This window comes from Streptomyces sp. NBC_00490, from assembly GCF_036013645.1.
Classification (GTDB): domain Bacteria; phylum Actinomycetota; class Actinomycetes; order Streptomycetales; family Streptomycetaceae; genus Streptomyces; species Streptomyces canus_F.
This window is the reverse complement of sequence record NZ_CP107869.1, coordinates 10,246,664-10,269,782: the sequence shown is the minus strand read 5'-3', so window position 1 is coordinate 10,269,782 and position 23,119 is coordinate 10,246,664. Positions and strand designations below refer to the sequence as shown.

The 23,119-nt window shown below is 68.7% G+C and carries 21 protein-coding genes and 1 pseudogene; 14 read left to right on the top strand and 8 right to left on the bottom strand.

Features of this window, described 5'->3' with window-relative positions; all coding sequences use genetic code 11:
• Window positions 1–209 precede the first annotated feature (209 nt).
• Both OG381_RS46995 and OG381_RS46990 read right to left on the bottom strand, forming a co-directional pair.
• Window positions 210–2,198, bottom strand: a complete 1,989-nt coding sequence (locus OG381_RS46995; RefSeq protein WP_327722115.1) for an SMI1/KNR4 family protein — start codon at window positions 2,196–2,198, stop codon at window positions 210–212.
• A gap of 87 nt (window positions 2,199–2,285) precedes the next feature.
• Entirely contained in the window at window positions 2,286–3,902 is a 1,617-nt protein-coding gene (locus OG381_RS46990) for a M48 family metalloprotease (RefSeq protein ID WP_327722114.1), read from the bottom strand.
• A 214-nt stretch (window positions 3,903–4,116) separates the two neighbouring features.
• Between OG381_RS46990 and OG381_RS46985 the strand changes: the two are divergent.
• A pseudogene (locus OG381_RS46985) lies at window positions 4,117–4,470 on the top strand (VOC family protein); the annotation flags it as partial.
• 84 nt (window positions 4,471–4,554) lie between these two features.
• Here the strand turns inward: OG381_RS46985 and OG381_RS46980 are convergent.
• Window positions 4,555–4,734: a hypothetical protein gene (locus OG381_RS46980; RefSeq protein WP_327722779.1), complete on the bottom strand. Its 180-nt coding sequence runs from the start codon at window positions 4,732–4,734 to the stop codon at window positions 4,555–4,557.
• A gap of 175 nt (window positions 4,735–4,909) precedes the next feature.
• On the opposite strand from OG381_RS46980, the gene OG381_RS46975 reads away from it, so the two are divergent.
• Together OG381_RS46975 and OG381_RS46970 are read left to right on the top strand one after the other, a co-directional pair.
• Window positions 4,910–5,038 carry a hypothetical protein gene (locus tag OG381_RS46975; RefSeq protein ID WP_327722113.1) on the top strand — a complete coding sequence of 43 codons (129 nt, stop codon included), beginning with the start codon at window positions 4,910–4,912 and terminating at the stop codon, window positions 5,036–5,038.
• Between the two features lie 50 nt (window positions 5,039–5,088).
• Window positions 5,089–5,679 (top strand): TetR/AcrR family transcriptional regulator, encoded by a 591-nt coding sequence (locus OG381_RS46970; RefSeq protein WP_327722112.1) that lies wholly within the window; start codon window positions 5,089–5,091, stop codon window positions 5,677–5,679.
• 140 nt (window positions 5,680–5,819) lie between these two features.
• Here OG381_RS46970 and OG381_RS46965 read toward each other — a convergent pair whose 3' ends face one another.
• Window positions 5,820–6,626, bottom strand: a complete 807-nt coding sequence (locus OG381_RS46965; protein ID WP_327722111.1) for a class II aldolase/adducin family protein — start codon at window positions 6,624–6,626, stop codon at window positions 5,820–5,822.
• A 40-nt stretch (window positions 6,627–6,666) separates the two neighbouring features.
• Window positions 6,667–8,208, bottom strand: coding sequence for an aldehyde dehydrogenase family protein (locus OG381_RS46960; protein WP_327722110.1), 1,542 nt, complete (start codon window positions 8,206–8,208; stop codon window positions 6,667–6,669).
• Window positions 8,209–8,351: 143 nt separating this feature from the next.
• Here OG381_RS46960 and OG381_RS46955 point away from each other — a divergent pair, with 143 nt between their 5' ends.
• The 9 genes from OG381_RS46955 to OG381_RS46915 all read left to right on the top strand — a co-directional run bounded on the left by OG381_RS46955 (window position 8,352) and on the right by OG381_RS46915 (window position 18,195).
• The gene (locus tag OG381_RS46955; protein WP_327722109.1) at window positions 8,352–9,323 is read left to right on the top strand and encodes an SMP-30/gluconolactonase/LRE family protein; all 972 of its coding nucleotides are present in this window, start codon (window positions 8,352–8,354) and stop codon (window positions 9,321–9,323) included.
• A 76-nt stretch (window positions 9,324–9,399) separates the two neighbouring features.
• Window positions 9,400–10,266: an SDR family NAD(P)-dependent oxidoreductase gene (locus OG381_RS46950; protein WP_327722108.1), complete on the top strand. Its 867-nt coding sequence runs from the start codon at window positions 9,400–9,402 to the stop codon at window positions 10,264–10,266.
• A gap of 112 nt (window positions 10,267–10,378) precedes the next feature.
• Window positions 10,379–11,581, top strand: coding sequence for an amino acid deaminase/aldolase (locus tag OG381_RS46945; protein WP_327722748.1), 1,203 nt, complete (start codon window positions 10,379–10,381; stop codon window positions 11,579–11,581).
• A 42-nt stretch (window positions 11,582–11,623) separates the two neighbouring features.
• The gene (locus tag OG381_RS46940) at window positions 11,624–12,895 is read left to right on the top strand and encodes an MFS transporter (RefSeq protein WP_327722107.1); all 1,272 of its coding nucleotides are present in this window, start codon (window positions 11,624–11,626) and stop codon (window positions 12,893–12,895) included.
• A gap of 46 nt (window positions 12,896–12,941) precedes the next feature.
• Window positions 12,942–14,285 (top strand): D-arabinono-1,4-lactone oxidase, encoded by a 1,344-nt coding sequence (locus OG381_RS46935; protein ID WP_443062006.1) that lies wholly within the window; start codon window positions 12,942–12,944, stop codon window positions 14,283–14,285.
• A complete protein-coding gene (locus OG381_RS46930) occupies window positions 14,221–15,621 on the top strand; it encodes a cytochrome P450 (protein ID WP_327722106.1) in 1,401 nt (466 codons plus the stop codon). The genes OG381_RS46935 and OG381_RS46930 overlap by 65 nt, the downstream gene beginning before the upstream one ends.
• Window positions 15,552–16,859 carry an NAD(P)/FAD-dependent oxidoreductase gene (locus OG381_RS46925; protein WP_327722105.1) on the top strand — a complete coding sequence of 436 codons (1,308 nt, stop codon included), beginning with the start codon at window positions 15,552–15,554 and terminating at the stop codon, window positions 16,857–16,859. The genes OG381_RS46930 and OG381_RS46925 overlap by 70 nt, the downstream gene beginning before the upstream one ends.
• 1 nt (window position 16,860) lies before the next feature.
• Window positions 16,861–17,184 carry a 2Fe-2S iron-sulfur cluster-binding protein gene (locus OG381_RS46920; RefSeq protein WP_327722104.1) on the top strand — a complete coding sequence of 108 codons (324 nt, stop codon included), beginning with the start codon at window positions 16,861–16,863 and terminating at the stop codon, window positions 17,182–17,184.
• A 594-nt stretch (window positions 17,185–17,778) separates the two neighbouring features.
• Window positions 17,779–18,195, top strand: coding sequence for a hypothetical protein (locus tag OG381_RS46915; RefSeq protein WP_327722103.1), 417 nt, complete (start codon window positions 17,779–17,781; stop codon window positions 18,193–18,195).
• 123 nt (window positions 18,196–18,318) lie between these two features.
• Here the strand turns inward: OG381_RS46915 and OG381_RS46910 are convergent, their stop codons facing one another.
• Window positions 18,319–19,284 (bottom strand): glycoside hydrolase family 6 protein, encoded by a 966-nt coding sequence (locus OG381_RS46910; protein WP_327722102.1) that lies wholly within the window; start codon window positions 19,282–19,284, stop codon window positions 18,319–18,321.
• 215 nt (window positions 19,285–19,499) lie between these two features.
• Between OG381_RS46910 and OG381_RS46905 the strand changes: the two genes are divergently transcribed.
• Both OG381_RS46905 and OG381_RS46900 read left to right on the top strand, forming a co-directional pair.
• Window positions 19,500–20,513 (top strand): LacI family DNA-binding transcriptional regulator, encoded by a 1,014-nt coding sequence (locus tag OG381_RS46905; RefSeq protein ID WP_327722101.1) that lies wholly within the window; start codon window positions 19,500–19,502, stop codon window positions 20,511–20,513.
• A 356-nt stretch (window positions 20,514–20,869) separates the two neighbouring features.
• On the top strand, window positions 20,870–22,114 hold the full coding sequence (locus tag OG381_RS46900; RefSeq protein WP_327722100.1) for an IS256 family transposase: 1,245 nt from the start codon (window positions 20,870–20,872) through the stop codon (window positions 22,112–22,114).
• Between the two features lie 657 nt (window positions 22,115–22,771).
• On the opposite strand, the gene OG381_RS46895 is transcribed toward OG381_RS46900, so the two are convergent.
• A complete protein-coding gene (locus OG381_RS46895) occupies window positions 22,772–22,846 on the bottom strand; it encodes a DUF6233 domain-containing protein (protein WP_327722746.1) in 75 nt (24 codons plus the stop codon).
• Window positions 22,843–23,112 carry a hypothetical protein gene (locus OG381_RS46890; protein ID WP_327722099.1) on the bottom strand — a complete coding sequence of 90 codons (270 nt, stop codon included), beginning with the start codon at window positions 23,110–23,112 and terminating at the stop codon, window positions 22,843–22,845. The genes OG381_RS46895 and OG381_RS46890 overlap by 4 nt, the downstream gene beginning before the upstream one ends.
• Window positions 23,113–23,119: the final 7 nt, after the last annotated feature.

Here is a 23,119-nt window from a genome sequence, read left to right as displayed (position 1 = left end):
CTGACTGAGCACAAGAGACTGCCGTCCTGGGCTGGGCCTTTGCCACGGGAGCCTTCGTCTTCTGGAACATCAGCCGGTTCGGGCGCGTCGCCAACGCCGACAGCCTCTGGGGCCCGAACGTCTCCTCCGCCCCGGACTTCCTCGCCTGGTACGAACGATGGCTCGACCAGATGGCAGACGGCCGGGACAACCGGGCTCTGGCACTGACCTCACCCGCTTCCCGGCCCGTCCTCCCCCGCCCCCGCGTCCTCCACCGAGGGTGTGTCTCCCCAGCTCAACCGGATCACCGCGTACGCCTCGCCGCTCTCGGGCGGACGCGTCCAGGAACGGGTGGTGAACGTGTGCAGCCGTCCGCTCACGAGGGCGTGACGGGGCAGAGACGCGCCGAACTCCTCGGCAACGGCTTCCAACAGTGACCGCTCCACCTCGGCACCCTCCACCTCCGCGGCTCCGAAGAACCGGGTCGGGTCCAGGAGGCGGGGTATCTCTCCGCTTTGCCGGAGTTCGCCGTCCGTGTAGGTGAACGCGTACTGCTCGGCACCGTCCTGCGCCACGGACAGGTGGAAGAACGGCTCCCGGTGCGGTTCCCTGAGGCCGCTCCACACCACCACCGCGCGGGTGCCCGAACTGGAGCACTCGGCAGGGGAGATGAACCTCTGCCGGTTGAACTGCGCGGGTTGGCCGTCGAACGCGAAGCTCCAGCCGGCGCCGGCGCGGCCGACCGCCATGAGGGCCTTGTCGTCTAAGGAGGAGAACTCCCTCTGGTCGCTGACCGACCTGCGGCGCGCTTCCCACAGGGTCATGGGCGAGTCCAGCACGCTCCTGTGCTCGTGCTCGTCTTCCTGGCCACGGTCGTGGTCGCGCCCGTCCGCCAGGCGTTTTGCCAACTCCTGCGGATCCACCCCCTCCACCAGGACGAACCGGTAGGACGTGCGGCTGTTGCCCGGGTCCGGCACGGCGAGCCATGCCATGCCGCTCGAGTCGAGGCCGTCCGTCGGACTCGGCGGGCCACCGGCCTGGCCCGCTCTCGGTGTGGACAACAGCTGGCGCCCCCGCTCCGGGGTCAGCAACGGTCCGAGCACGGGGTCGGCCACCCATCCCAGCGGTGCCAGATGATCGGGCCCCAATGGCTCCCACAGGGGCAGCGCCGCCGTCAGTGTCCGCCACGCCCCGTCGGTGTCGCCCCACCGCGCCAGCTCCCGTGCCTGCTCGACCGCCTCACCGAACGGTCCTGCCGGCGCGTACCGGTACGTGCCCTCGCGCACCTGCTCCAGGGTCGCGTACGCCGTTGCCACCAGGGTCTCGTCGGCGCCGCGGAGATGGAACATCAGCATGGAGTCGTCGCGGTACGAGTGTGCCGCGTGCTCGGCGACCAGCGACGGCAACAGCTCGGCCGCGTACCGCGGGTCCGTCGCCAGGCCGTCGAAGTACATGGAGGTCTGTCCGAGCAGGCGTCGGATCTGGTCGCCCAACCCGACAGCCCGCGGTCGGCCGTACGCCTTGGCCTCGTCCAACTGCTGCACGGCCCGTTCCCAGTTGCCGCGCAGCGCCTCCAGCCGGGCCGCGTCCACCAGGTCGTCCAGCTCGCGCGTGGTGTCGTTGACGAACACCGGCTGCCCCTCGCCGCGGTGGGACCGCAGGCGGTGGAACTCGCGGTACATCTCCTGCATGAACTCCAGGAAGCTCGCCTGCCGTTCGGGTGAGGCGGCCCGCCAGCTCGCCCATGTGTAGACGGCCCACTCGCCGTCCTCGTCCACGTCATCGGGGTCCAGGAGTACATAGGTGGAGTCGGACTCGACGTCCAGCTGGAGCCCGCGCCGCCACAGCTCCGCCTCCCGTTGCTCCTCAGGGTCCGCGTCCTCGTCCAGGTACTCCTCGAACACGTCGGCGAGCCCTGACTCGTTCTCGTGCCAGTGCACCCTTTCGGTCCCCGCCAGCCGCCACACGAACCCGCCCGCATGCCGCCACCCGTCGCTGACCTTGAGGAACTCCCGGTACGACGGGGGCATCCGTCGACCCAGGCGCTCCTCCATGGCCGCGATGCGCTCCTCGGAGGCGGGCGGGAACCCCAGCCACCGCGCCTCCCGCGCGGCCTCGTCGTCCGCGCCGCGCGTCTCGTCGTCGGAGAGGGAATCCGCCCACTCCCCGCTCCACCGGAGCAGGAAGGAGCGCCAGTCGAATACCGCGGTGTCCGTCATGCCGTCGATGCTGCCACCCACCACTGACAACCAGGGCGCCCGCTAGTGTGCTGCGGCACTAGCAACCGGCGCTGTCCACAAGCCCGTTCACGCCGGCGCGTGGTGGGACGCGGTGAGCAGGGCGCGCAGGGATCGGGTGTCGGGTGTGTCGGCGACGGCGGCGTCGATGGCGTCGTCCATGGTCTTCTCCCACGACTCGGGGAGCAACAGTCCGGGCTGCTCCGACCAGCCGACGTCCGGCTTGGCCTGCCCGGACTCGGCCAGGCGCAGGTGGATCAGGCCCGCGAGGCCGTCGAAGATCCTTGGCCGAATGAAGTTGCGCGCGGCCTGCCCGACCAGTCGGGTCGCCTGGTCCGGCTTGGGCATGCGGTCGGCGACCTCCGGCCAGAGCAGGCCGCGGTCGAACGCGTCGAGTATCTCCTCCAAGCCGGGCAAGAGGTCGCCGCTCACCTCGCCGGTCGTGCCTTCCCGGCGTACGGCATCGGTCACCGCGCCGCCCGCTCCCCGCGCCGAGGATCGAAGTGTCCTGGCCACGGCGACCCGCAGTGGTCGGGACCAGCCCTCGGCGTCGGCGATGGCGCGGGCCATGACGAGTTCGTCCCAGCTCACGCGCCGCAACTGCGCCGACTCCCCAGCCAGCGTGCGCGCCTCCAGCGCGGTGAACAGCCGGTCGGTGTCGCGCAACAGGGCGAGGCCGGTGGTCTGGTCGGTGGGGTCCTCTGACCGGTCGTCTGCCGGGAGTTGTTCGAGGCGGGCGATGCGTTCGGCTGTCGGGGGGTGCGAGTCGTACGGGTGCGGTCGCGGCGGGCGCTGTCCGGCGCGGAGGGCGGCGAGTCGTTCCCCGGTGCGTGCGGCGAGCAACCGGCAAAAACCGCCGTGCACTTCGCCCACCGGCGGGAGCGCACCCAGCGAGATGCCCCTCGCGGCGTAGGTGTCCAGGTAGTGGGTGTGGGCGTCGGCGAGCACCGGGATGGCGCGTAGCGCGGCGACCGTCGTGTCGCGACCGGCGTGCCTGGCCGCCATCCGGTCCGCGGCGAGCTCCTGGTGGCGAGCCACGGACTGGGTGGTCCGCAGATACAGCCGCGCGTAGCCGACGTACAGGGCACCGATCGCCTGATGGAACTCAGTGCTGCCCTCCTGGAACGCCTCCACCGTGTGCAGGAGCGCCGCGCGGCCGCGCATGGTGACGCCTCCGAGCCGGGTGTCGAGGTTGCCGTAGTGCCCGAACTCGTGGGCGAGGACGGCGCGCAACTGTGGGACGGTCAGTCCGGCGAGCAGCGGGAGCCCCAGATACATCCGGCGTCGTCCGTGCAGCAGTCCGAGCATGCGGCTCTGTTCGGCGACGGCCGCGTTGACCTCGGCGACGAGGTAGAGCTCGTCGGGCGGCCGCTGTCCCGTCACCTCGGCTGCCGCCCGTACCTGCTCCCACAGCGCGGGCTGGTCCTCGGGGGTGACCGGCACCCCCTCCGGGACCGGTCCCAGCCGGCCGGCTCGTAGGAACGTGAACAAGCCACGCACAATCGCCGCTGCCAGCAGCACGGTGACCGTCAGCACCGTGCCCCCGATCCACGCCGCCCTCTCGGTGACCGGGTGGGTCAGCACCAGCCAGTCGAGCACGGCCATGGCCGACAGCAGTGCCAGGCTCATGAGGAAGAAGCCGAGCAGCAGCGCGAACGCGCGGACTGCGCGCAGCCGAAACGTCATCGAGGAATTCCCCACCCACCTGGTTCACCAGCCCGAACGGGCCGGAAGCGCTCGGGATACTACCTGCAGCCCGCCGACCCGCCTGCGCCGCGTGGGCCGGGCAGACACCGTCCGGCCACAGGAGTGCGATGAGAGGCGCCCGCGGCGGGGCGGTCCCGAGGCCGCTGTGGGTCCCGCAGGCTCGGTGGACCGCGCGCGCCACCATGGTGATCCGATGGCATCGATCAAGAAGATCCAGGTCACCTTCGACTGTGCCGAGCCTGAGCGTGTGGCTCGTCTCTGGTGCGAGGTGTTGGGGTACGTCCTACCGCCGCCGCCGAAGGGCTTCGCTTCCTGGGACGACTTCGATCGCTCACTGCCACCTGAGCGTCAGGGAGCGGCGTTCGCCTGCATGGACCCGGAGGGCGCGGGTCCGCGACTGTTCTTCCAGCGCGTTCCCGAGAGCAAGGTCGTCAACCGGGTTCATATTGATGTGCGGGTCGGCACCGGGCTCGTGGGTGAGGAGCGTGTCGCCGCCCTCGAGGCCGAGTGCGCGCGCCTGGTCGCCCTCGGCGCGGTGCGTCGACGACCAGAGGGCCGTCGACCTCTACTACAGGCCGGACCAGAACCACGGCGACGCAGGCTACACGCCGTACCCCGGCGACATCTCCCGTCACGTGCGCACGCCCCTCACCCTCAACCTCGCCGACGCCTGCGCGGCGGCGAACAGCCCGGCACACTTCCACCCGACGGACCGGCCGGACGATGAGGGCCTGCCCTGCTCGACATCGCCGGCATCCTGGTGCTCGCCTACCTCGACGCCGACCGGGAGGCCGTACAGGTCTGCGTCCATCTCGACACCACCGACGAACAGTTGGTCCGGACCGACGGCACGGTCCCGATGGTGGTGAAGCCCACTCCAGGGCCCCGGCCCGACGGCTACCCGGGCATCTCCGGCAAGGACTGCTACTCCACGGAGCTGATGGCCACCGGATCGGCATCAGCAAGGACGAGTACTTCGTGGGCTCGTGGACGAGGGCATCGACATCGATGACCAGGCCCACACCGGCTACTGGCTGAAGCCCACGGACGAGATGTACGCCATCGACTCCGACGACCGAAATCACAGTTGGTCGATCGTCCAAGACGCCGGTTAGCATGGAGTGAGCATTTCACTCTTGATGAAACGGTGGACCGAATGTCTCGCATGGCAGCGAAGGATCGACGGGAAGAACTCATCGCCGCGGCGTTCCGCGTCATGGTCCGCGACGGAGTCGTCAAGACCACGACACGCGCTGTCGTCAACGAGGCGAAGATGCCGCTGGGCGTTTTCCACTACTGCTTCAACTCACGTGAGGAACTCCTCCAGGAAGTCATCACCCGTATCACGGACAGCGGCGTGGCAAAGGCCCGGAACGTGTTCGAGGGAGAGGGCGACCTCGGCGCACGCATCGCCAGGAGCCTCTTCGCCTTCTGGGAGGGAGTTGAGCTCAGCCCGGGAGAGCATCAGGTGGGGTACGAACTCGCCCATTACGCGTTGCGTCAGGAGGGCTTTGAGGATCTGGCCCGCCGGCAGTACGAGCATTACCTGGAAGTCCATGAGCAGCTCCTCGCTGAAGCTGCCGCGAGCGCGGGCATCAAGTGGACGGTGCCCCTTCCCGTTCTGGCCCGCTACCTCAACGCGGTGCTGGACGGTGTCACGCTGTGCTGGCTGGCCGACCGTAACAGCGAGAACACCCGCGCGGTGCTCCGCCTGACCGGCGAGCACCTCATGAGCCTCGCCGCCAAGGACGCGTGAGGTGAGTCGCCGGTGAGCGCACGCTCACCGGCTCTGGCCACCCCCTCGTCGCATGGCGGCCACACCAAAAAGTCGGGTGGGTGCGGCGGCCGCAGCCGCCGCACCCACCCGACTTGGCTTCCTAGGATCAGCGCGTCATGTCAGTCGAACAGGTCGGGCTGGTCTGCGGTGATCTGGTCCCACAGGGGGCGGAACTGGAACCAGCCCGGGAGGGGGCCGGAGATCTGGTCCCTCACCATCCGCGCTGTTTCCGCATCGATGAGCTTCGGTTCACCCGCGGCCATGGCCAGCAGCTGCGCCTGGCAGGAGCGTTCCATGGTGATGAAGTACCAGGCCGCCTCGGCGACGGAGGCCCCGACCGTGAGCAGCCCGTGGTTCTGCAGAACGACGGCCTTTCCCTTGCCCAGCGCCACACCGATCCGTCGGCCTTCCTCGGTGTCGTTCACCACTCCGCGGTAGTCGGAGTAGATGCCGTGGTCCTCGAAGAAGGCACAGGCGTCCTGGGTGATCGGCTCGAGCGGGACGCTGAGGCTGGAGAAGGCCTTGCCGTGCAGGGAGTGGGTGTGTGCGGCAGCGACCGTATCCGGCCTGGCCCGGTGCACCTCGGAGTGGATACAGAACGCGGCGTTGTTGACCGGGCGTTTGCCCTCCAGGAGCTTGCCGTCATGGTCGACGAGGATCAGGTCGGAGACGCGGATCTGGCTGAACGACATCCCGAAGGGGTTGACCCAGAAGGCCGAGGGGTTCTCCGGATCGCGGGCCGTGATGTGTCCGGCCACGCCCTCGGAGAAGCCGAAGCGAGCGAACAGGCGGAAGGCGGCCGCGAGTTCCTGCTTGCGGACCTGACGCTCCTCCTCGGTGCTCAGGTTCTGCTGGGGCAGCGGCAGGGTGACGCCCTCGGGCATGGCGCCGACGGACATGTGCGGGGCGGCGGGTGTCGTGGTCATCGGGATCTGGCCTTTCGTGATCTGGTGGGCGGTGGCGCGGTTACTTGCTCCGGCGGCGCAGGCGGTTGCCGTACATGAGGTCCACCAGGCGCAGGATGGACCGGTAGGCCGAGGGGTCGAACGGGATCATGTGAAGGTCGCGGCGGGTCGGGAAGCGGTTCACGCTGACGGCCTGGAGCCTGGTGTACTTGCGGATTCCTTCGGCGCCGTGCCGTACGCCGAGGCCCGACTCCTTCCAGCCGCCCATGGGCAGGCCGAAGGCCATGTAGTTGGTCTGGGCGTCGTTGATGGTGACGCAGCCTGCCTCGAGACGCTCGGCGAGGTGTCGGGCACGCTTCATGTTCGAGCTGATGATGGAGGCCTGCAGGCCGTAGGTGCTGTCGTTGACGAGCCGGACGGCCTCCTCGGCACTTGCGACCTTCATCACGGGCAGCGTGGGTCCGAAGGTCTCCTCACGCATGCATTTCATGGTGTGGTCGACGTCGACGAGCAGCGTGGGTTCGAAGAACCGGCCCGGGCCGGGGGCGGCGTGGCCCCCTACAAGGACGCGCGCTCCTCGGCTCACGGCGTCCTTGACGTGGTCCTCGACGATCGGCATCTGAGGCGGGAAGGTCATGGCGCCCACATCGGTGCTGCCCAGCCCTGCCGGCCTGCCGGAGGTGACCTCCTCGAACCGCTGGCGCAGCCTGGCGACGAACGCGTCGTACACCGGCTCCTCGACATAGACGCGCTCCACCGAGGTGCACATCTGCCCCCCGTTGCACAGAGCACCGTGCAGGGTGACGTTCACCGCCCGCTCCAGCGAGGCATCGGCCAGCACGATCAGAGCGTCCTTGCCGCCGAGTTCGAGTGAGCACGGGACGAGCCGCTCGCCCGCCCGCGCGGCGACGGCCCGGCCGGTCTTCGTGGATCCGGTGAACATCACGAAGTCGGCGGTGTCGACCAGGGCCTGGCCGGTGGCGCCGGCGCCGGTCACGACCTGGAAGACGTCCTTGGGCCAGCCGCACTCACGGGTCATCTTCTCCATGAGCAGCGCGGTCAGCGGTGTGTACTCCGAGGGTTTGAGGACGACGGCGTTGCCGGCGGCCAGGGCCGGGATGGCGTCACCGAAGGAGTTGATCAACGGGTTGTTCCAGGGGCCGATGACTCCGACGACACCGAGGGGGACCCGCCGGGTGTACATGCTGCGCCCGAGCACGAACGGCGAGAGCGAGCGGATCTTCGTCTCGGCGAGGAAGTGCCGTGCCCGCTTGGCCCAGTAAGCGAAGGCGCTGACGCAGTAGACGATCTCGACGATCGCGTCCTCTTCCGCCTTGCCGTTCTCCGCGACGATGGAGTCGATGATCTCCTGCCGGTGAGTCAGCAGCCACCGACGACCGCGTGTAAAGAATTCCGCACGGCTTCGGGCGCTCAGTTCAGCCCAGCCCGGCTGCGCCCGCCGGGCTCGTGCAACCGCTTGCGCCACCTCCTGCGCCGACGCGTCTGCGACGTGGCCGACCACTGCTCCGGTGGCCGGGTTGTCCACTGCGATGTGTGCGTCCGCCCGGGCGCCGTCGGGCGTGAGCGATCGAGTCTGAGCCACGGAAAAACTCCTGCCGGAACGTTGACTTCGGTCTGCCCAGAATGAGACGGTCACCCGTACAAGTCAAGCGTCTTGTACAGATGACCAACTTATTGTGCGGCAGAGACACCACGCCCAAGGCCCGTCACCAAGGAGCTGCTGGAATGAAGCGGACGACATCAGTCGCGTTGAGCGGCTTCGGCGTTCCCGAGTCACTGCGCTGGCATCAGGGAGCCCTGTGGTTCTCCGACCTGGCACACGGCACGGTGCACCGCTGGGACGGCACGGGAGAGGCCGAGACGGTCCTCAAGGTTCCCGGCCGGGCCGGCGGACTCGGCTGGCTTCCGGACGGGCGCATGCTCGTCGCCTCCATGGACGGAGGCGTCGTGTACCGACTGGAAGCAGACGGCGAGCTCGTCGAGCACGCGGATCTGCGGCACCTTGTCGGCGGCCCGGTCAACGACATGCTCGTCGACCCGCACGGGCGTGCATACGTGGGCAACTTCGGCTTTGACTACCACGCGTTCGCCCGCGAGCACGCGAACGCCATGCTCTACGCGCCGCCCGGCCCGACGAAGGCGCCGATCGCGTGCCTGGCTGCGGACGGGACCCTGCTCGGGGTGACCGAGCCGGTGCTCTTCCCCAACGGCTGCGTCCTGACGGGCAACGGCACCACCATGGTGGCGGCCGAAACCCTGGCCATGCGGCTCACCGCCTTCCCCGTGCTCCCCGACGGCACACTCGGGGAGCCGCGCCCCTGGGCCCCGCTGATCTCACCGTTCCTGTGGCATGCGGTGAACCATCCGGGGCTTCTCGGCCGGATCGCCCGAAGGATCTCGGCGCTCTTGGACCACCCGGCCATCGCCAAGCGCTCCGCCTCACCGATCGCCCCCGACGGCATCGCCTGGCACAGCGACGGCGAGACGATGTGGATCGCGAACGCACTGCGCGGCGAATGCGTGCGCGTGGCCGAGGGCGGCCGCGTCCTCGACCGGGTCACGACGAGCCAGAACACCCTGAGCTGCCTGGTCGCAGGTCAAGACGGGCGCACCCTGTTCGCCGCGACCGTGCCGACCGACGATCCCGTCCGTGCCGCAGAGCTGAACGGTGGCCGCATCGAGATGCTCCGGCTGTGAATCCCCAAGTAACAACCGAGGACAATCTCGTATCGGACAGTTGACTTGGACATACGACCAGGAGACTCTGTTGGCCATGAGCGAAGTGTCTGAAAACAGCCGGGTCCTTCTCGTCACCGGCGCAGCCTCCGGCATCGGGGCCGCGATCGCGCAGTCGGCGGTCGCACGCGGGCACCGCGTGATGCTGTCCGATGTCAACGAGCAGGCGGTACGGGCCAGGGCGCTCAGCCTGGGCAGCCGGGCCGCCGGCTGTGTCCTGGACATCCGGAATCCGGCGGCTTGGGTCAAAGCCTTCGAAGCAACGGAGGCCGCGTTCGGAGCCGTCGACGTGCTGGTCAACAACGCCGGCATCACCCACACCGGTCACGCAAGTGACCTCGGCCCCCAACAGCACCGCGACATCCTGGAGGTCAACCTGCTCGGCGCCATCACCGGCACCTGCACGGCGATCGAGCGGATGACCGTGCAGGGCCGCGGCCACATCATCACAGTCTGCAGCATGACGTCGTTCCTCCCGCTGCCCGGATACGCGACGTACTGCGGCTCGAAGCACGGGCTGCGGGCCTTCCATCACAGCGTGGCCCTGGAGGAACGCGACGGGCCACTGGACTTCACGATCATTCATCCCCCGTCCACGCGCACGGACATGCTTGAGCAGGAACTGGCCGACCCCGCTTGCGCCATCTCCTTCGCCGAGAAGTCCTACGCACCAGAGGAGATCGCCAAGACCGTCGTCGACGCGATCGTCTCCAAGCCGGTCGAGGTCGTGTTCCCTCCCCTGGGCGGACGCGTCCAGCGGATCGCCGGCGTCTTCCCCCGCCTGATGCGATGGGTGATCCCGCTCGCCGAGGCCAAGGGAAGAAAGCAACGAGAGCGGATCATCACCCCCACGGGCCGCCGCCGGTCCGATGCGGCGCGGCCTTCGGACCGCTCGACCATCTGACGCGGTTCCCGGCCGCCGCTTACCAGGCCGGTCCACTGAACTACCGAGAAAGGGTGCGGATGTGAGCGCACATGTGGCGTCCTGGCCGGACGTGAAATCGGCCGCCTCCACCATGGCCGGCTTCAGCGAGGTCCGGATGGCCCAACTGGAGCGGGCCACCCAGCACTTGGACCCGCCGTTCGCCGTGGTGGACCTCGACGCCTTCGACGCCAACGCCGGCGATCTCATACACCGCACGGGCGGCAGCGCCACCATCCGCCTGGCCAGCAAGTCGGTCCGCAGCCGCCACCTGATCCAGCGCGTCCTCCAGCACCAGGGCTACCGGGGCATCCTCGCCTTCACCCTGCCCGAAGCCCTGTGGCTGGCCGAGGACCACGAGGACGTGGTCATCGGCTACCCGACCGCGGACCGCACCGCGTTGCAGCAGCTGGCCAAGGACGAGCGAGCGGCCTCACGCATCACCCTCATGATCGACTCCGTCGCCCAGCTGGACTTCATCGACGAGGCCGTCGGTGCCACCCGCCCCCCTCTGCGGCTGTGCATCGATCTGGACGCCTCCCTGGAACTGGCCGACGGGCGCATCCACCTGGGCCCCTACCGCTCCCCCGTGCACACCCCGCACCAGGCCGCCACGCTTGCCCGGGCGATCCAGAGCCATCAGGGGTTCCACCTGGCCGGGGTCATGTCCTACGAAGGACAGATCGCCGGCATGGGCGACAACCAGCCCGGATCCCCTCTCAAGCGCGCGGCGCTCCGTGCCATGCAGCGTCTGTCGGCACGTGAACTGGCCGACCGGCGCGCCGCCGCGATCGCCGCAGTCCAGACCGTCGCCCCCCTGGAGTTCGTCAACGGCGGCGGCACCGGCTCCGTGGAGCAGACCTCGGCCGAGCACGTCATCACCGAGATCGGCGCGGGTTCGGGCCTGTACGGACCGGGGTTGTTCGACTTCTACCGACGCTTCCGTCCCCGGCCCGCCGCCTACTTCGTCATGTCGGTCGTACGCCGTCCCACGGACAAGATCGCCACCGTACTCGGGGGCGGCTGGGTCGCCTCCGGCCCGCCCGGCCGCGACCGTCTGCCCACTCTCAGCTGGCCCCGGGGCCTGCGGATGAACCCGCTGGAAGGAGCGGGGGAAGTGCAGACACCGGTGCTCGGTCCGGCAGCTCACGGACTGCGCCTCGGCGACCACGTGTGGTTCCGGCACGCCAAAGCCGGCGAACTGTGCGAGCGGGTGAACACCCTCCACCTGGTGTCCGGCAGCGAAATCGTCGGCCAGGCCCCCACGTACCGGGGTGAAGGACACGCCTTCCTCTGACCCATCTGCCCCATCCGCGGCCCACCTTCTCCCGGAAGCCCGATGCTCCCCGACTTCAACTCCCCCGCTCCTGCCCTTGCAAGCCCCCTCGGCCCGGCCACCGGCCAAGGACCGGCCGAGCCCGTCTCGCGCCGCTGGACCAGTCTGTACGGCCTGGTGTGGTTCGGCTTCTGGATGGCAAACCTCGTCCCCCTCCAACTGCTGCTCCCCCAGCAGCTGGAGGCGATCGATCCGGCCTCGAAGGTCTACGACTTCGCCGTCGTCAACGGTGTCTCCGGGCTGGTCGCACTCGTCGCCCTGCCCCTGTGCGGCGCCCTGTGCGACCGCTCCCGCAGCCGCTTCGGCCGGCGCAGACTCTGGCTCACGGCGGGCGCTGTCGCCTTCGCCGTCGGGCTGATCGTCACCGGCGCGCAGACCACCGTGACCGGTGTGGTCGTGGCGTGGGCGGCCAGCATGATCGGTCTCAGCGCAGCCACCGCCGGGCTCACCGCCATCATCGCCGACCGCGTACCCGAAGACCAACGCGGCATGATCTCCAGCGCCATCTACGGTCCCCAGGCCCTCGGCGTGGTCGTCGGCATCGCCCTCGTATCGGCTTTCGGACTCTCCCCCATGTCCGGGTTCGCCGTCATCGCGGTCCTGCTGATCGTCTGCCTGGTGCCGTTCCTGGCCGCCCATCGCGACATCGCCTTCAACGCCGAGACGCCGCTCAGCATCGGGGAACTGCTCGCATCGATGGGCAGCTCGCTCAGGAACCGGGAATTCGCCTGGGCCTTCGGCGGACGCCTCCTGGTCAATCTGGCGAACTCACTGGGCACGTGTTACACGCTCTACTTCCTCACCGACGATCTCAACGTCACCGATCCGGCCGGCAGCCTGCTGGTCTGCACCGTTCTCTATCTCCTGGCCGGCCTTGTGGCCACCGCCGCCGCCGGTGTGCTGTCCGACCGCCTCGGCCGACGACGGATCTTCGTCGCCTTGGCGGCGCTGCTCCAGGCTGCTTCCGGCTTCCTGCTGGCGAGCGCCCCGAGCCTCACCGTCATGATGGTGGCATCCGCTCTCATGGGCGGCGGCTTCGGTGCGTACATGGCCGTCGACCAGGCTCTCATCACACAAGTGCTCCCCGACGCCGAGAGCCGGGCCAAGGACCTCGGCATCATGAACATCGGCTCGGTCGTTCCCCCGGCAATCGCCCCGTTGATCGCCGGAGCGATCATCAGTTCGCAACACGGCTACCCGCTTCTCTTCGCGCTCGTGGGTGCGGCCGCCGCCGTCGGAGCGCTTCTTGTGTACCGCATCCGTTCCGTCCGCTAGATACGCGCGTGGCACCACCGCCCAGCTCACCGAGGAGGAGTAGGACGTGGCAACGACCCGCTACAGCGCGCACACGGGCAAGAACCGCGCGAACAGGAGTGTGTGGCGGAACTGGGCCGGGAACGTCACGGCCCGCCCAGTGAGGGACGTCGCACCCACCTCGGTCGATGAGCTCTGCGCCGTTGTGCGCGAGGCGGCCGAGGACGGCCTGCCGGTGAAGCCCGTCGGCAGCGGCCACTCGTTCACCTCCGCTGCCGCGACCGAGGGCGTGCTGATACGGCCTGACCGCCTGACCGGCATTCGCGCCATCGACCGGGAGGCCGGAACCGTGACCGTGGAAGCGGGCACACGGCTCAGGGACCTGAACGTCGCCCTGGCCCGGGAAGGTCTGTCGCTCACCAACATGGGCGACATCATGGAGCAGACCGTCGCCGGCGCGACCAGTACGGGCACCCATGGCACGGGCCGCAGCTCGGCAGCGATCGCGGCCCAGATACGCGGCCTTGAACTGGTGACGGCGGACGGCTCGTTGCTCACGTGCTCCGAGAAAAAGAACCCGGACGTGTTCGCCGCTGCACGCATCGGGCTGGGCGCGCTCGGGGTTGTCAGTGCCATCACGTTCGCCGTGGAACCACTGTTCCTTCTCACCGCGCACGACGAACCGATGACGTTCGACACGGTCACCGCGACCTTCGACGAACTCCACGCGGCCAACGATCACTTCGAATTCTACTGGTTCCCGCACACCGGAAACTGCAACACCCTGCGAAACAACCGCAGCACAGGTCCGCTCGCCCCGATGGGCCGTTTCAAAGGCTGGTTCGAGGACGAATTTCTCTCCAACGGTGTTTTCCAGGCAGCCAACACGCTGGGGCGGGCCGTGCCCGCCGCCGTCCCGGCCATAGCGAGGGTGTCGAGCCGGGCTCTTTCCGCCCGCAGCTACACAGACATCCCGTACAAGGTCTTCACATCCCCCCGCCGGGTGAAGATGATCGAGATGGAGTACGCCCTCCCGCGCGAGGCACTGATCGACGCCCTGCGCGAGTTGAAGGCCATGGTTGACCGTTCGGATCTGCGGATCAGCTTTCCCGTCGAAGTGCGTACGGCACCCGCGGACGACATCACCCTCTCCACGGCGTCGGGCCGTGAGAGCGGATACATCGCCGTCCACACCTACCAGGGCATGCCCTTCCGTGAGTACTTCGCCGCGGCGGAGCGCATCTTCACCGCGCACGGCGGACGCCCGCACTGGGGCAAGCTGCACACACGTGACGCCGACTACTTCGCGGCGGCGTATCCACGCTTCGGTGAATTCACCGCACTGCGTGACCGCCTCGATCCGGATCGGCGCTTCGGCAACGCATACCTTCGACGAGTCCTGGGCGACTGACCCGGCCCTGTCCACAGCTCATTACAGAAAGGTGGTAGTCAAACCCATGTCCTCCACACAGCTGACTTCGGTGGCAGATCTTCCCGCCATTGAGGACTTCATCACATTCGACAATTTCTCACGCAACTTCGTAGAAGCGGCATGGGGGTTGCGGGGCCGAGAAGGAACCGACTTTCTCCGGGGCCCGATGAACAGTCTCGTCGTGCTCCGTAACAAAGACGCCAGAACGCTTGCGGCAAATCCGGCGTTGGGCAACGTGCCCGCGGACATCGTCTTGTGGATGGCCACCGAAGCGGATCTCGGCTCCGGGCCCGTGACCAAACCGGATCCCGAACAGACCGAGGGGTACGGCAGGTTCCTGCGGAACCAGGTGTTCACCTCCAACCCTCCGCTGCATCAGCCGTACCGTAATCTCCTGGTCCGGCAACTGCTGCCCCGGAACATCCTCCGTTTCGCTCCCGCCGCCGCACGCCTCGCACAGGAACTTGTCGAGGAGTGCGCCGGGCGCGACCGGACCGACTTCTCCCGGGAGTTCGCCGGGCGGTTCGTCACCCGCTTCTGGGCCGAGCAACTTGGGCTGAGCAGCGACCAGGCGGCGCACGTCCAGCACCTCATGGAGGAGATGAGCCTGACGTTCCTGCTCACCCGCACGCCCGAGCAGTCGCAGCGCCTGTTCTCTGCTGCGGCGACGTACATGGACGTGGTCGGAGAAGCCGTTCTAAAGGCCTGGTCGGACGGAGGCAACGCGCTTCTCGACGACATGGCGGCCGAACTCACCACGATCGACATGGAGGGCAAGCCGGAGGACATCGGCTCGTTGGTGGCCTCGAACTTCTTCGACGGCTTCCACACGATCGGTGTGGCGATCGAGAACGTGGTCTTCCGGATGCTGAGCGACGGAACGGCCCTGGAACAGGTCCGTGCCGACCCGGCGTTGGTCACCAGTGCCTTCTACGAGGGCACACGTCTGGAGTCCCCGCTGATGCTCAGTCAGCGACTGACGCTGCAGGACGTCGAGTACAACGGCGTCTTTGTCCCCGCCGGCACACCGGTCCTCATGATGTGGGCCGCGGCCAATCGCGATCCCGAGGTCTTCGACGACCCCGACAGCTACCGGCTGACCCGGCAGATCCAGCACGGCGCGACCTTCGGCGGCGGTGCCCATCTGTGCCCAGGCAGGAACGTGGCCCGGATGCTCACTGAGATCGCCGTGACCGCGCTGACCGCGCCCGATGTCGGTATCGCACTGGTCGGGGACGATCACGAATGGGCGGCCCACTCCCTGATGCGGCAGCTGACGGCGTTGCCGGTCACCATCCGACGGGTGCACCGGTGAAGACCGTCGTCATCGTCGGTGCGGGACAGGCCGGCTCGGAACTGGCTGTGGCACTGCGGCAGAACGGTTTCAGCGACCGGATCCTGCTCGTCGGGGCCGAACCCCACCTGCCCTACCAGCGCCCGCCGCTGTCCAAGGCGTTCCTGCACGGCAAAGTCGATCAGGTGGCACTGCGGATTCGCGCCCTGGACGCCTACACCAACGCCGGCATCGAGGTCGAACTCGACACTGCCGCGGTCGGGATTGACCGCCGGACACGATCCGTCGCCTTGGCCGACGGGCGCACGCTGCGCTACGACAAGCTGGCTCTCACCACCGGTGGCAGTCCGCGTCCTCTCCGATTCGGCTCCGGCCACGTCCCAGGCAGGACTCTGCATCACCTCGACGACGCGATCGCGCTGCGGCAGGAACTGCAGTCCGGTGGCACCCTGCTGATCGTCGGTGGCGGATTCATCGGCCTGGAGACGGCGGCCGCCGCGACCGACATGGGGATCGCGGTGACGCTCGTAGAGGCCCAGCCACGAGTCCTGGCCCGGACGTGCCCACCGGCCGTCTCCGCCTTCGTCGATCGCGAGCACCGCAATCACGGTGTCGATCTGCGCACAGGCGTGTCCGTGCGCAGCGTCGCCCGGCGCGACGGAGCCCTCCTTGCGGAGCTCAGCGATGACACCGTGGTCAGAGCCGACCTGATCCTGACTGGCGTGGGGATCGCTCCGAACGACACCCTCGCCGCCACCGCGGGACTGGCCGTCGACGACGGTGTCCTGGTCGACGCCGTGGCCCGGACCGCGGACCCCGACATCGTCGCTGCGGGCGACTGCACGCGACAGTGGCACGGTTTCCTCGGCCGCAGCGTACGCCTCGAATCCGTTCAGAACGCTACTGACCAGGCCAGAATCGCGGCCCGGACCTTGTGCGGAAAGCCGACCGAGCGTTTTACGGCGCCCTGGTTCTGGTCCGATCAGTACGACCACAAGATCCAGATGGCCGGCCTGCCGCAGACCGGCGACACAGATGTCGTCCGCGGCGACCCGTCATCGAACTCCTTCAGCGTGGTGTATCTGCGCAACGGCATCATCACCGGCCTGCACGCGGTCAACCGGCCGCGGGACTTCACGGCCGCCCGGCAACTCGTCACGGCGCGGGCCGCCATGACCGGGGATGAAGCCGCCTCCGAAGACCTCCCGCTGTCCGAACTGATGAAGCGACACCAATCCACCGCAGAAAGGCGTGCCTGACGTGCCAGTGATCAAGTTCATCGAGGCCGACGGAACACCGCACCCCGTGGAGGCCATCGTCGGCCAGAGCCTCAAGCAAGCGGCACTCGACCATCTCGTGCCCGGCATCATCGGCGACTGCGGCGGCTGCGCTTCCTGCGGAACCTGTCATGCCTACATCGACGAAAAGCACCTGCCGCTCCTCCCTCCGGCTGACGAAAACGAGGAGATGATCCTCGAGGGGGTACCGGCGTCACGCACCTCCAACAGCCGCCTCACCTGCCAAATCCCTGTGACAGCCGACATGGCCGGGATGGAAGTACACATTCCTGACACTCAGTTCTAAGGGACGGGCCATGTCTTGAGTGCCAGGGTGGCTCGGGCAGGCTCGGTGCCGGGCTCACCGAGCTTACTAAGCGGCTCGGTGAGCGGCACGCCGACGTCGACCAGGAGAGTCGAAGAGTCACAGGGCGAGCAAGAAGACGATACAGCCCCCGAAGAGTCCGGCGCGTACGAGCCCTCATCCCCTGCAGGCACGGACGAACCCGCCCCCGTTCCTGTACCCACCAGGGGACAACGCGCGGGTTCAGAGGTCGGCCACTGCAAGAATCGGCGAACGCGCGCGTCTCCGACCGCACAGCGCAGAAGATCCGCCGCCAGGAGCAGGGCCACCAGTACACCGAAGCCCAGCTCATCGCGCTCGGGGCTCCGGTTCCGCGGGCCGGGTGCAACCCGGCCGTCTGGCTCCGCGAGGCCCTGGTCGCGGTCGGGGCCCGCAACGTACGGCACCGCGGCGCGCACCGCCACGTATGGCGGCTCGGGCGAAGAGCGAGGACTTCGAGCGGATGGAGCGCGACGTCCACGCCGCCTTGCGCAGGCCGCCCACGTGGGACGCCAAAGCCCGTACCGAGCCTGGCAAGCTGCTGCACCGTGCCGCCGGATGCGATGGCTGCAGCTGACCGCCACACCGCCGCTCACCTCCATCCGGGAGGGATACTCGATGACCATGACGACCCAGCGCATCCTCGACCTCGCTGCAGCAGCATCGGCCAGCCACGACGAGGACCTGGTGCAGCTCCTGGGCGAGGCGAACGAGCTGTACCAGCAGGGCCTGCAGGATCTGCACCGGGAGACAGCAGAACGCCTCGGTCAACTGGCCACCGCGGACCTGCCGGCCGCTGTGCAGACGGCTGGGATGCCCTGTGATGCCTCACGGGACTGCGCCTCACGGGACCGCGCCGAGGTGATCCTGCTGCTGACCCTGGCCGAGTGGGAGAGGACGCCGGCCGCCCTGGCGTTCATGGAAATGGCCGAGGCCGCCGCGCGCCGCGGGGTCTGCCTGATCCCCGAGGAGTAGGCCGGGAGCGTTCAGCATGGCCGCCGTCGGAGCGGTGGCTTCGCGCCGCACCTACGGCCGCGCGCGACCCGCGCTGGCCGAGGGTGCGGTCGTGCGGCGACCGTACCGGCTCACCCCGATCCGTCAGTAGCCGTAGATCATCTTGTAGGCCGCCTCGGGAAGGAACTGACCGGCGCTGGAGCCGGCCCCGACGCCGCAGTTGCCGTCGGACTCCCCCGGGGTCTTGATCCACAGGAGCATCTCGGCGCCTCCGCCTGTTCGGGTGGGCGTGCCGGTGCGGCGGCCGGAGGGGTTGCACCATTGGCCGTTGGAGCCGTTGCCGTTGCGGCTGGTGTCCACGACGAAGGGCTTGGTGTAGCCGTAGCGGGCGCCGAGTTCACGATTCACGGCGTCGCCGAAGGCGGTGTTCTGGGCGGTCGTGAAGTAGTTGGAGACGTTGAGCGAGAAACCGTGGGCCTGGCGGAGACCGGCTTCGTGGAGGCGGCGAGCCATGGTCGCCGCGTTCGTCCAGCCCGGGTTGCCCGCGTCCATGTAGACCCAGGTGTTGGGCGCCTGGCGGCTGAACTCGGCGAGGGCACCGCTGAGCATGGCCTCACGTTCGTCGATCTGGGCCTGGGTCATGCAGCCGTAGTCCCCGAGGGAGTCCGGTTCCAGGATGACGACGGCCGGGCGGCTCGCGATCCCGCCGGCAAACTGGGCGATCCAGTTCGCGTAGGCGGGCGGCGAGGAGGCTCCCCCGGCGGAGTGGCCGCCGCAGTAGTCGCGGTTGTAGACGTTGTAGGCGACGAGGAGGGGCAGCTTGTCGGCCCGGTCCGCCGCGCCGACGTACGCCCCCGCGGCGGTGCCGATGGTGCCGCTCCAGGAGCCGAACCAGCGGGCCATCGGGGTGCTGGCGATGGCGGAGTTGATCGCGGAGGCCCGGCCGTCGCCGGGGTTGGCGGCCGCCCACTGCTTCGCCGTGGAGTTGGGGTCCACGTAGAACCCGCTCGTCATGGAGGTGGGGTCGGCGGCATGTGCGGACGGTGCGGCGGCGAGCGCCAGCGGCAGGGCCAAGAGCGCTGCCGCCAGGGTGCGGAGTCTGCGGCTCATCACAAGACCTCGGTTTCCTGGCAGGGGGATCTCGGGGACGGGCAACGGGAGTTGGGAGCGCTCCCACTGGAAGCGGTCCCAATCGTGAGGTGGGCTTGTTAAGGTGTCAATAGATGGCACAGCTCCGAGTACGGGAACACGCGATCCAAGCAATACTGGAAGCGCTCCCAACATTCGCGCAGGGGGCCTTCTCATCTGTGAAAGACTCTCGATCCATGGCAGAAGATGCGCCACGTCGGCAGCCGACGCTCGACGAGGTGGCCGAACGCGCCGGTGTCTCCCGCTCCGTGGCCTCCCGCGCGCTCAACAACGCCCCGCACGTCAGCCGCGCCAAGCGTGAGGCCGTCGAACGGGCCGTCCGGCACCTCGGATACGTCCCCAACCCGAGCGCCCGCGCTCTGGCCACCCGGCAGACGGGAGCGGCCGCCCTAGTGATCTCGGGAGAAGATCCGTCGATCTTCGCCGATCCCTTCTTCGCCCAGGTCATCGTCGGGGCGTCGGCCGCCCTTGAAGAGGCCGACCTGCATCTGATGCTGTGTCTGGCCGCTTCCGACCGGGGTCGCAAACGGGTTGCGGAACTGCTTCGATCCAGAGGCGCCGACGGCGTCATGCTGATGGCGCTGCGTGAGGACGACCCGCTGTTCCCCCTGACCGCGGAAGCGCAGATGCCCGTGGTGTTCGGCGGGCGCCCGGTGGGCGCGGCTCCCCGGTGGTACGTCGACGTCGACAACGTCGGCGGGGCGCGCGAGGCGACCGAGCACCTGATCACCCGGGGTCGGCGTCGTATCGCCGCGCTCTGCGGACGGCAGGACACCGAGGCCGGGCGCGCCCGTTACCGCGGCTACCGGGATGCCCTTCTGGCCGCGGGCCTCGAACCGCTCCCGCCGCAGGAGGGCGACTTCACCGAGTCCAGCGGAGCCGCCGCCATGGCCGCGTTGCTGGCGGACCATCCTGACGTGGACGCCGTGTTCGCCGCCAACGACAACATGGCGGCGGGTGCGCTGCGTACGCTGCGCGAGGCCGGCCGGACGATCCCCGCCGATGTCTCCGTGGTCGGTTTCGACGACCTGACCGTCGCACAGTTCGCCGAACCGCCGCTCACCACCGTCCATCAGCCCATACAGGCCCTGGGGCGGGAGATGGCGCGCATGCTCGTCTCGGTGGTCAATGGCCTGGACCCCACCCCCCTGATCCTGCCGACCCGCCTGGTAGTCCGCTCCAGCGCCTGACGGCCGCGGTGGCGGTGGCGGTGCGGAGGGTCGACCGCGCGCAGCCAGTCCGACCGGACAGAGGGCCGACGTGCCGGTGCAAAGACCGTCCCCCGGAGCCAGTCCGACCGAGCCGGTTGACGACCCTGTGGCTCCGTACGGTGCGCGCGGGGTGATCCGCGGCGGGCATTGCCACCGGCCTGCCGTAGGACGGCCGGCGATGGCGTCCCTTGAAGTGGTGTAGCCGGGCTTGGCCGCGGAACGCGCTGGTGTCTGCCCGGGGCGTGCATCCGCTGACCGTGCATGCTCCCTGAACAAGGGCAGGCCATCGCGTAAGTCTCCCTGGTGAACGGGCAGTTCAACCGGAGGAGCACGCGATGGCCTTGTCCCAGTCTGAGCTGATGCGGCTGCTGGAGTCACTACGTCGGGCCGATGGAGTTGAAGCAATCAGGGTGGTGTGCGAGCGCATCCTGCAGGAGCTCATCGAGGCCGAGGCCACCGAGGTGATCGGTGCCGCCCCGCGTGAGCACTCCGAGTCGCGCACGACCTGGCGCAACGGACACCGCGACCGTCTGCTGACCACCCAGGCCGGCGACCTGGACCTGAAGATCCCGAAGGTGCGGACCGGGTCGTTCTTCCCCTCGCTGCTGGAACGTCGGCGGCGCATCGACCGGGCACTGTTCGCCGTGGTGATGGAGGCATACGTGCACGGCGTCTCCACCCGCAGCGTGGATGACCTGGTCAAAGCACTCGGTGCGGACACCGGGATCTCCAAGTCCGAGGTCTCGCGGATCTGCGGCGAACTCGACGAGGAACTGACCGCGTTCAAGGAACGGCCGCTGGATCACACCGTCTTCCCCTACGTCTTCCTGGACGCCACCTACTGCAAGGCCCGGGTGAACCACCGGATCGCCTCGCAGGCCGTGGTCATCGCCACCGGCATCTCCGCCACCGGACACCGCGAGATCCTCGGCGTGATGGTCGGCGACAGCGAATCGAAGCCGTTCTGGACGAAGTTCCTGCGCTCGCTTCGGGCCCGCGGCCTGGAGAACGTCCAGCTGGTGATCTCCGACAGCCACAGCGGGCTGGTGGCCGCGATCCGCACCGTCTTCCTCGGTGCGGCCTGGCAAAGGTGCCGCGTTCACTTCGTCCGGGACGTCTTCAGCGTGATCGAAAAGGGCTCGGGCGAGATGGTGGCAGCGACCATACGCACCATCTTCGCGCAGACCACCGCCGAGCAGGTGCGCACCCAGCTGGACGTGGTGGCCGACATGCTCGGACGACAGTTCCCGCAGGTCAAGAAGATGCTGCTGGACGCCGCACCGGACATCACGGCGTTCGCGGACTTCCCTCCGACGCACTGGAAGAAGATCTGGTCGACCAACCCGCTGGAACGGCTGAACCGGGAGATCAAACGACGGGCCGACGTCGTCCAGGTCTTCCCCAACCCCGCCGCCCTGGACCGGCTCGCCGCCGCGGTCCTGGCCGAACTCCACGACGAATGGCAGGTCTTCGACCGCCGCTACCTCTCCGAAGCCTCCATGGCCGAACTCCTCACCACCCAGCCCACTCCACCCGAGCCGCAGATCACCCCGCAACCGGAATCGAAACAGCTGCCGTGACTACACCACCCCGCGGGACATGACCCGGCCGGAACTGACCGAGGCCGGCTTCCACGCCACCGGGCCCATCCTGGTCGCCTCCCTCAGCATCCTTCGCACCCATCTGACGGACCGTCACCACCCCGCGCAACAGATCATGGCCACACCGACCGACGTCAGGCCCAACCACAGGGGAGACCACGACCCCTCGAATCCACCCCTCCACCCCCGGCCACAAACCCGACCACGCAGGTCAACGCCCGGCGCAGGCGATGCGCAATGGCTGCACAACCGGCCGGCCATGGCGCATCGACCGGAGCCAGCCACCACCGCGCACAGCTGCGCAGCCTGCCCACCGCTCCTCACCGGCACGGCCCGGGCCCGGCTGGCCGGGACAGTCTGCACAGTCGTCGCAGCCGCAACTGCCGATTACGCAGTCGCCGCGGTGTCGATTGCGCAGGTCCGGCCCGTCGATTGCGCAGCCTGCGGTGAGGCAGCTGCCGGAGGCCGGACCATGCCGCACCGCCCCCCGGCCTGACGCAGTGCGCGGGCACGAACGCTGGCCACCGCCAGCGTCGGGTTTTCGCCTGCTGGCTGTGAGCTGCCGGTTCCCGAACATTCCGATGTTCGTCAGCCTCGAGGGGAGGCGAACGCCCTCAACTTTCCTGCGGGCAGCGGCTAGTCGAGGATGCCGAGGTCGGTATCGGGGCGGCAGTGCGGGCACGGATCCACGCCGTCCGCGAGCGCCCTCACCGCCTGCTTGCGCCTCGCGCCCTAGGGCCGCCTGCCCGCCATGTGACACCCGCCGACAGTACGTACACCGGCGGGGCGTCATGGCCGATGCTCTGCTCGACCAGCCAGCCCGGCACCAGCGGCCGGGCCTCGACGCTGCGCCGGCGTTCAGCCTCACGGCGCTCGTCCTCAACGATCCACCGCCGGGTACGGGCCAGATCCCGCTCCTGCACCCGCTCCAGGAAACGGAGCAGGAAGGCCTTCGGAAACGTATCCAGGGACCGCACCGTGCAG

Excerpts from the sequence above, each read along its gene's own strand:
- OG381_RS46965 (WP_327722111.1), bottom strand. The coding sequence starts at position 6,626 with ATGACCACGACACCCGCCGCCCCGCACATGTCCGTCGGCGCCATGCCC.
- OG381_RS46910 (WP_327722102.1), bottom strand. The coding sequence starts at position 19,284 with ATGAGCCGCAGACTCCGCACCCTGGCGGCAGCGCTCTTGGCCCTGCCG.
- OG381_RS46940 (WP_327722107.1), top strand. The coding sequence starts at position 11,624 with ATGCTCCCCGACTTCAACTCCCCCGCTCCTGCCCTTGCAAGCCCCCTC.
- OG381_RS46945 (WP_327722748.1), top strand. The coding sequence starts at position 10,379 with ATGGCCGGCTTCAGCGAGGTCCGGATGGCCCAACTGGAGCGGGCCACC.
- OG381_RS46995 (WP_327722115.1), bottom strand. The coding sequence starts at position 2,198 with ATGACGGACACCGCGGTATTCGACTGGCGCTCCTTCCTGCTCCGGTGG.
- OG381_RS46950 (WP_327722108.1), top strand. The coding sequence starts at position 9,400 with ATGAGCGAAGTGTCTGAAAACAGCCGGGTCCTTCTCGTCACCGGCGCA.
- OG381_RS46970 (WP_327722112.1), top strand. The coding sequence starts at position 5,089 with ATGGCAGCGAAGGATCGACGGGAAGAACTCATCGCCGCGGCGTTCCGC.
- OG381_RS46955 (WP_327722109.1), top strand. The coding sequence starts at position 8,352 with ATGAAGCGGACGACATCAGTCGCGTTGAGCGGCTTCGGCGTTCCCGAG.
- OG381_RS46980 (WP_327722779.1), bottom strand. The coding sequence starts at position 4,734 with ATGGACGCAGACCTGTACGGCCTCCCGGTCGGCGTCGAGGTAGGCGAG.
- OG381_RS46900 (WP_327722100.1), top strand. The coding sequence starts at position 20,870 with ATGGCCTTGTCCCAGTCTGAGCTGATGCGGCTGCTGGAGTCACTACGT.
- OG381_RS46905 (WP_327722101.1), top strand. The coding sequence starts at position 19,500 with ATGGCAGAAGATGCGCCACGTCGGCAGCCGACGCTCGACGAGGTGGCC.
- OG381_RS46925 (WP_327722105.1), top strand. The coding sequence starts at position 15,552 with ATGGGCGGCCCACTCCCTGATGCGGCAGCTGACGGCGTTGCCGGTCAC.
- OG381_RS46915 (WP_327722103.1), top strand. The coding sequence starts at position 17,779 with ATGCGATGGCTGCAGCTGACCGCCACACCGCCGCTCACCTCCATCCGG.
- OG381_RS46990 (WP_327722114.1), bottom strand. The coding sequence starts at position 3,902 with ATGACGTTTCGGCTGCGCGCAGTCCGCGCGTTCGCGCTGCTGCTCGGC.